We start from the raw sequence: 3,081 nt of genomic DNA, 5'->3' as shown, positions 1-3,081 counted from the left end.
TTCCAATGCCTTCTATTGAAGATATAAAGAAAAAGGCAGAGGAAGTTTTCAGATCTTCATGCTCCTACGACGAACTTTGTTGGTTAAACGCAGAAATGGATATTTTAACTAGGAAAACATTACTCCAAGAAACGAAAAAGAAAGAGTTTGACTATTGAAATTTTCCAGAGCATTCACATTTTTTAAAAGGAACACATTTAACAAGTTAAATTGCGATGAGTAATGTAATTAAACCTATGCTAATGAAAATTATTGCAGATCCTAGTTTCAAATATAACTTTGGTATTTTTTTTGCTATAAATGCTCCAAAAAAAACACCCATCCATGCAAGACTAGCAAGAGCTAAAAAAGAGCCAATCCACACTTCAATAGTAGAAGAATAAACAGAAGCAAGCGTGATCGTTAAGACTTGAGTTTTATCACCAAGTTCCATTACAAATATGAAAATAAAACCAGCAAAATATGGGTTTTTCTTTAACTTAGATAATTTAGATGGCACAGATTCATTTAAATCACTGTCCTCAACGCCTTCATCCTTTTCTGAAATGTTATCAAGTAATTTTGCGCTTTTTTCATGGTATAGTTTTTTAATTTTGGGTATTTCAATAATACCTAGGACCATGAAAATGATACCAGAAATTATCGCTATAGTTGAAATAGGTATGAATTTTGTTATTACTGCTCCAAGAAAAACTCCAAGAGAGACAATTACCGCAAAACCGATAGTAGCTCCAATACCTATCTTATAGGATTTTTCATGTTCTAGTACATACTTCACTTAATTCGGTATATTAATTATGATTTATTAAAAGTTTTTCAAATAAAGATACATATCCAGATATCACTTCCTTTCTAATAGATAAAAATACCTTAAAAATCACTCACTTATTTTGGGTGAAATATTGAAATATAAAGTGCGGTTAAGCGAAGAAGAAATACAGGAATTAACCAAGATTGTAAAAATCGGTAAAAATAGCGCCCGAAAGATCACTCGCTCTTGGATTTTACTGAAAAGCCACGAAGGTTCAAGTTATCAGGATATAATCGATGATTTGAAAGTTAGCAAGCGTCTTATCTTAAAGATTAGAAAGCGATATTGCGAGGAAGGTTTGGATTCGAGTTTAAACGAGAGACCGAGACCTGGACAACCAAGAATAGTTACCTCCGAAGTTTCGACGAAGGTCACGGCGTTAGCTTGCGAAACTCCTCCGAAAGGAAGGAACTGTTGGACCCTTGAACTGATTAAATCCGAATTAGAGAAACGGTTTTACGTTTCAATTGGGAAGACTTCGATTCAAAAGGTCTTGAAATCTCACGACCTTAAACCCTGGAAAAAAAAATGTGGTGTGTTCCAAAGCTTGACGATCTCTACATTAATCGAATGAACGAAGTATTAGACCTTTACGCCCTACCTTACAATAAAAAAGAGCCCGTTGTTTGCGTGGATGAAAAAAGCCTCCAACTTTTAGATGATATAAGAAAATCGCTTCCCTTGAAGCCTGGCTTTGGAATCCGCGTGGACTATCACTATAAAAGAAAAGGGACCACTAATATCTTCGTGGGTGTCGAGCCAAAAGGAAAAACACGATTCTTAAAAGTATCTACGAGAAAGACCAAGCGAGATTACGCACAATTTATTCTCGAGCTTATGACGGACCACTATCCTAAAGCCAAAAAAGTACACTTAATGGCCGATAATCTCAATACTCACCCTCTCAAGTGCCTTAAAGAAATGTTAGGCGAGAAGCATCCCATTTTTAAGCGTCTCGTGCTTCATTTTACTCCTGTCCATGCAAGTTGGTTAAACCAGGCCGAATTAGAAATTGGAGCTTTGGAATCTCAATGCTTGAATGGCCGTCGGTTTCCTGACGAGGAGATATTACGGGAAGAGGTCCAAGCTTGGGTACACGAACGAAATAAGCAAAAAATTGGCATAAATTGGAAATTTACTCGAAAACAAGCAGAGGTAAAATTCAAGATCAAGAGTAAACCGAATTAAATGAAGATGGTACTAGTGCTAGATTAAAAACGATTAATTGTGTTTTATCTCCAAGTTCTCCCAGAAATAAGATACCAAATGTTGTAAAGAGAATGACCCAATCCATAAGAAATAATATTAAGAGAAAGTAATAAGATTTTTTAATTTTAAATTAGATTATTCATCTAATAGAAATGAACTTAGAGAATTAATATAAAAAATTGAAAATATGGAATTGAATTTTTAAGGGTTTTTATCTCTAAGAACAAAAGAAAACCATGTCCTTTACGGCATGGATGAAATTTGCATAAATCATTAATTGATTTCTATGTATCTGTTTAAATATATAAATTACTTTTAAAAAATTAATCTATGACTTATGATGATGCTATAAAACTACGAATCTATCCAAATAAAGAGCAGAAAAGTTTTTTTTCTAAGAATTTTGGATTTAATAAAGGACTTGCTAAATCTGTAAGTTTAGATTTTTCTTGGAATCAATTTAAAACTTATTTGAAATATAAATGTAAAAGAGATAAGAGTCATTTAGTAGTAGTAGATAAATTTTTTCCCTCATCAAAATTATGTTCAAATTGTGGATATAAGAATGTGGAGCTTAAATTAAAAGATAGAAAATGGTATTGTCCAAACTGTAAAGTTCATCATAATAGAGACATAAATGCTTCTTTAAATCTTAAAAAAGAGGGAATTAGAATATTAAAAGAAAATAACATCACGATCATTAAGTCTATTAATGATGATACCATTGGAACGATGGGAATTCACACCTTTGGAGATCGTGTAAGACCTTACTCTGTTAAGGCTACGGTCAATGAATTAGGAATCCATAGGCTTTAAGCTACGGTAGTTCAACCACAGCAGCTATTATTATCTGAACAGCTGTTATTTTTCTGATTTTTGGCTTGTGCCCTAGCATTCCAAAGACAACCACAACCTATTTTTTCCTGTAATACAATTGCCATTGTAGGACAATTTCTCTTACAAGCAGAACATTCAGTACAGCGTTCTGGTTCAGAAATTTCAAATTTTCCATTATTATTAGGATGTGGTAAGCCAAAAGGACCTGTCTCTTATACACATCT

General features: G+C 33.3%; 6 protein-coding genes. 3 read left to right on the top strand and 3 right to left on the bottom strand.

Translation table 11 applies throughout. The features are described from left to right. Positions 1–205: 205 nt before the first annotated feature. A complete protein-coding gene (locus ENH66_01380; GenBank protein ID HDZ54335.1) occupies positions 206–778 on the bottom strand; it encodes a TMEM165/GDT1 family protein in 573 nt (190 codons plus the stop codon). A gap of 109 nt (positions 779–887) precedes the next feature. On the opposite strand from ENH66_01380, the gene ENH66_01375 reads away from it, so the two are divergent. After that, positions 888–1,385: a helix-turn-helix domain-containing protein gene (locus ENH66_01375; protein ID HDZ54334.1), complete on the top strand. Its 498-nt coding sequence runs from the start codon at positions 888–890 to the stop codon at positions 1,383–1,385. After that, positions 1,340–1,999, top strand: a complete 660-nt coding sequence (locus ENH66_01370; protein HDZ54333.1) for an IS630 family transposase — start codon at positions 1,340–1,342, stop codon at positions 1,997–1,999. The genes ENH66_01375 and ENH66_01370 overlap by 46 nt, the downstream gene beginning before the upstream one ends. Here the strand turns inward: ENH66_01370 and ENH66_01365 are convergent. Continuing rightward, the gene (locus ENH66_01365) at positions 1,980–2,105 is read right to left on the bottom strand and encodes a TMEM165/GDT1 family protein (protein ID HDZ54332.1); all 126 of its coding nucleotides are present in this window, start codon (positions 2,103–2,105) and stop codon (positions 1,980–1,982) included. The two genes, ENH66_01370 and ENH66_01365, sit on opposite strands and share 20 nt — an antisense overlap. Positions 2,106–2,350: 245 nt before the next feature. On the opposite strand from ENH66_01365, the gene ENH66_01360 reads away from it, so the two are divergent. Then, positions 2,351–2,836 (top strand): hypothetical protein, encoded by a 486-nt coding sequence (locus tag ENH66_01360; protein HDZ54331.1) that lies wholly within the window; start codon positions 2,351–2,353, stop codon positions 2,834–2,836. A gap of 11 nt (positions 2,837–2,847) precedes the next feature. On the opposite strand, the gene ENH66_01355 is transcribed toward ENH66_01360, so the two are convergent. Then, on the bottom strand, positions 2,848–3,018 hold the full coding sequence (locus ENH66_01355) for a hypothetical protein (protein HDZ54330.1): 171 nt from the start codon (positions 3,016–3,018) through the stop codon (positions 2,848–2,850). Between the last annotated feature and the right edge of the window lie 63 nt (positions 3,019–3,081).

The sequence above is a fragment of the Candidatus Nealsonbacteria bacterium genome (assembly GCA_011050465.1).
GTDB lineage: Bacteria > Patescibacteriota > Minisyncoccia > Minisyncoccales > RBG-13-36-15 > RBG-13-36-15.
Note: the sequence above shows the minus strand (reverse complement) of the source record. Positions and strands in the feature narration are given on the sequence as shown.